Raw genomic sequence first — 3,517 nt, 5'->3', positions numbered from 1 at the left:
CCCCCCCCCCCCCCCCCCCCCCCCCCCCCCCCCCCCCCCCCCCCCCCCCCCCCTCCTCTCTGTCTCAGTTCCAAAAGTCCGTCTTCTCCTTCAGACCGATGGAGGCGGCCCGGAACACCGGGTCCTTCCCCTCCCGCCGCTGGCTGGTGTAGTCCTTCAGGGCGCTGAGAGCGGTCCGGCCCAGCAGGACGATGACCGGCAGATTGATCAGGGCCATGACGCCCATGAGCACGTCCGCCACGTCCCACACCAGGTCGAACTCCATCTGCGCCCCCGCAAAGACCAGCGCCGCGGCGGCCAGACGGAAGACTGTCAGCCCCCTCTTCCCGATCCGCTCCCGGGTGATGTACCGCAGGCATCCCTCGCAGTAGAACAGGTTGCCCAGCAGGGTGGTGAATGCGAAGAGCAGCAGGGCCAGGGTGAGGAAGTAAGGCCCCACGCTGCCGAAGGTGGTGGAGAGGGACTGCTGCACGAAAGCGGCCCCCTTCAGCTGCTCAGAGGGCACGATGCCGGTGCACAGGCACATCATGGCGGTGGCGGTGCACACCAGCAGAGTGTCGATAAAGACGGACAGCATCTGCACCAGGCCCTGCTTGACCGGGTGGGACACGTCCGCCGCCGCCGCGTTGGGGGCGGAGCCCACGCCCGCCTCGTTGGAGTACAGCCCCCGCTTGATGCCCTCCATCAGTGCGGAGCCGGCGAAGCCGCCGAAGATGGCCCGGAAGTCAAAGGCGCCGGCGATGATCCTGCCGAACACCTGGGGCAGCATCTGGAAGTTCAGCGCCATGACCACCAGCGCCATCAGGATGTAGGTCACCCCCATGAAGGGGACCAGCAGGCCGGTGATCCTGACGATCCGCCTGCCCCCGCCCAGGACGCACACCGCCACCAGGACGGCCAGCAGGCCGCCCCCCACCAGGGGGACCAGGCTGGTCTGCGGGTCGCCGTAAAAGCTGTATCCGGACATGCTGTCGATCAGGTTGAAGGAGGCCAGCATGTTGAACCCCCCGGCGTAGGTGGCGATCAGGGCCGCCGCGAAGACCACGCCCAGCCAGCGGCTCTTCAGCGCCGCCTGGATGTAGTAGGAGGGGCCTCCGTAGCTCCCGCCGTTCTTGTCCCGCACCTTGTAGATCTGGGCCAGGGTGCTCTCGATAAAGGCGGACGCCCCGCCCAGCAGGGCGATGATCCACATCCAGAACACCGCGCCGTAGCCGCCGACGGCGATGGCGTTGGCCACTCCCACGATGTTGCCCGTCCCCACCCGGCTGGCGGTGGACACCATCAGGGCCTGGAACGCGGACACCGACTCCCTGGAGGAGCTCTTCTCCCCCACCACCCAGATGGACTCCGCCAAAAGCCGAAGCTGCACCCCCCGGGTGCGGATGGTGAAGTACAGCCCCACCGCCAGCAGCATGATGATGAGCAGATAGCTGTACATGAAATCGCTGATGGTCCCTATCATCTCTCCAAACATCGTCTCTCTCCTTCTTTCTCTCTGTCCGGGCAGAACGGCGCCCCCGTCAGTCATCCATGGCGGGGGCGCTGCTCTGCGCGGAGGAGATTATACCACAAATCCGGGAAGAGTTCCAGACGCCGCCGGACTTTTCTCGCATTTTGTGCAAAAAGCCGGGGGCGTCACATCATGCGGACGATCTCCTTCTTCAGCCGGGCGATGATCCGCTTCTCCAGCCGGGAGATATAGGACTGGGAGATGCCCAGCCGGTCCGCCACCTCCTTCTGGGTCTGCTCTCTGGCCCCGTCCAGTCCGAACCGGAGGGAGATGATGTGCCGTTCCCGGGGCTCCAGCCGGTCCAGGGCCTGGCGGAGCAGCTGCCGGTCCACGTCCGCCTCGATGGGGCGCATCACCAGGTCGTTCTCCGTCCCCAGCACGTCGGACAGGAGCAGCTCGTTGCCGTCCCAGTCGGTGTTCAGCGGCTCGTCCAGGGACAGCTCCGTCTTCTGGGAGGAGGTCTTGCGCAGGTGCATCAGGATCTCGTTTTCGATGCAGCGGCTGGCGTAGGTGGCCAGCTTGATGCTCTTGGCCGGCTGATAGGTCCCCACCGCCTTGATCAGCCCGATGGTCCCGATGGAGATCAGGTCCTCGATGTTGATCCCCGTGTTCTCGAACCGGCGGGCGATGTACACCACCAGACGCAGGTTGTGCTCGATGAGGCGGGCCCGGGCCTCCGGGTCCCCCTGCCCCAGGCGGGCGATCAGTTCCCCCTCCTCCTCCCGGGTCAGGGGGCTGGGCAGGGTGTCGCTCCCACCGATGTACATCACCTTCTCCGGCTGGTACAGCCCCAGCCGGACCAGGAGCCGGGCCGCCCGCTCCCTCACCGCCATCCATAACAGTCTCACAGCAGTTCTCCTTTCAAGTCAGCGCGCCGATGAGCGCGCGGTAGCTCCCTCCGTCCGAGACCGGTGTGGGAGACATGGCCACCAGCAGGGGGCCCAGCTCCTCCCCGCCCACCCTGGCACGGTCCACCCGCACCGCCAGCAGCAGGCCCCGGTCCACCCCTACGGCCCGGTAGGGCAGCAGGCGCAGGCGCCCCCGGAGGGGGCCCTCCCCCAGCCGGGCCAGCCCCCCCGCCGGGTCCCGCAGGTCCTCCGGCCCGGGCCCTGTCCCCGGCGGGAACAGGGGGGACAAGGTCTCCCCCTCCGCCACCATCACCGGCCGCCCGGAGACCGGGTCGGTCAGCGTGTTCCCCGTGTCCACCAGGGCAGTGAGCTCCACCTGCCGCTCCCGGAGGGAGAGACGGGCGGGGAGCAGCTCCCGGGAGGCAGCGGTGTGGCGGCCCGCCCCCCGGAAGATCAGGGTGATGACCGCATAGCACCCCGCTGCCGAGAGCAGGACGATCTTCAGGTCCATGGAGGAGTAGAGCACCCCGCCCCCCAGGCTCAGCCCCCGCCCCCCCAGCAGTCCGATGGCCAGCACGCCTCCGCCGAAGGCGCAGGAGAGCAGAAAAAAGATCACCACCTGGCGCAGCAGGCGGCGGCAGCCGCCGAAGGCGGTGAGCACCATCAGCACCGCCGCCGACAGCCGGCAGAGGGGCCGCCCCAGGAACCCGAAGCCGGGCAGAAAGAGCGCCACCGCATAAAGCCCGCCCAGCAGCGCCCCCAGGGCGAAGCGGAGCCGGCTCAGCCGCTCCCCGGCCAGCCGGGCGGAGCAGAGCAGGAGCAGATAGTCCACAATGGCGTTGAGCAGGAACAAGGTATCCACATAGATCACAGTCAAGCCGGCCATCTCCTCTCCGCGCGGAGCCGGTCCGGCCCCTTTTTGTTCTCCCCGGCCGCCCCCTGGGGCCGGTCCGACAAGCCCTATTATAGAGTCCGTCCATCCAGAAAAAGGTCACAATCGAGATGTCATTTTCAGGAGAAATCCCCCGCCCCTCCAGTACGGGACAGAGGGCCTGCCCGTCTATTGGTCAGACCAGCGGCGGCACCATTCCCTTTTCCTGAATAGCCCGGGCGGCCCGGAACAGGGCCCGGGAGGCCCGGGGGCTGGCCCCCATCCGGA

The 3,517-nt window shown here is 67.8% G+C and carries 3 protein-coding genes; all 3 read right to left on the bottom strand.

Features of this window, described 5'->3' with window-relative positions; all coding sequences use genetic code 11:
- Window positions 1-64 precede the first annotated feature (64 nt).
- The 3 genes from NE584_RS19175 to NE584_RS19165 all read right to left on the bottom strand — a co-directional run bounded on the left by NE584_RS19175 (window position 65) and on the right by NE584_RS19165 (window position 3,244).
- Window positions 65-1,474 carry an amino acid carrier protein gene (locus NE584_RS19175; protein WP_256183526.1) on the bottom strand — a complete coding sequence of 470 codons (1,410 nt, stop codon included), beginning with the start codon at window positions 1,472-1,474 and terminating at the stop codon, window positions 65-67.
- 161 nt (window positions 1,475-1,635) lie between these two features.
- Window positions 1,636-2,343 (bottom strand): RNA polymerase sporulation sigma factor SigE, encoded by a 708-nt coding sequence (gene sigE, locus NE584_RS19170; protein ID WP_050624674.1) that lies wholly within the window; start codon window positions 2,341-2,343, stop codon window positions 1,636-1,638.
- Between the two features lie 28 nt (window positions 2,344-2,371).
- Window positions 2,372-3,244 (bottom strand): sigma-E processing peptidase SpoIIGA, encoded by an 873-nt coding sequence (locus NE584_RS19165; protein ID WP_256183525.1) that lies wholly within the window; start codon window positions 3,242-3,244, stop codon window positions 2,372-2,374.
- Window positions 3,245-3,517: the final 273 nt, after the last annotated feature.

Origin of the sequence: Clostridium sp. DFI.5.61 (assembly GCF_024462915.1) — a bacterium.
Classification (GTDB): Bacteria; Bacillota; Clostridia; order Oscillospirales; family Oscillospiraceae; genus Lawsonibacter; species Lawsonibacter asaccharolyticus.
The sequence above is the reverse complement of the archived record's forward strand: the minus strand, read 5'-3'. Positions and strand labels throughout refer to the sequence as shown.

Coding starts and splice junctions, on each gene's coding strand:
- NE584_RS19175 (WP_256183526.1), bottom strand. CDS start 1,474: ATGTTTGGAGAGATGATAGGGACCATCAGCGATTTCATGTACAGCTAT.
- sigE (WP_050624674.1), bottom strand. CDS start 2,343: ATGGCGGTGAGGGAGCGGGCGGCCCGGCTCCTGGTCCGGCTGGGGCTG.
- NE584_RS19165 (WP_256183525.1), bottom strand. CDS start 3,244: ATGGCCGGCTTGACTGTGATCTATGTGGATACCTTGTTCCTGCTCAAC.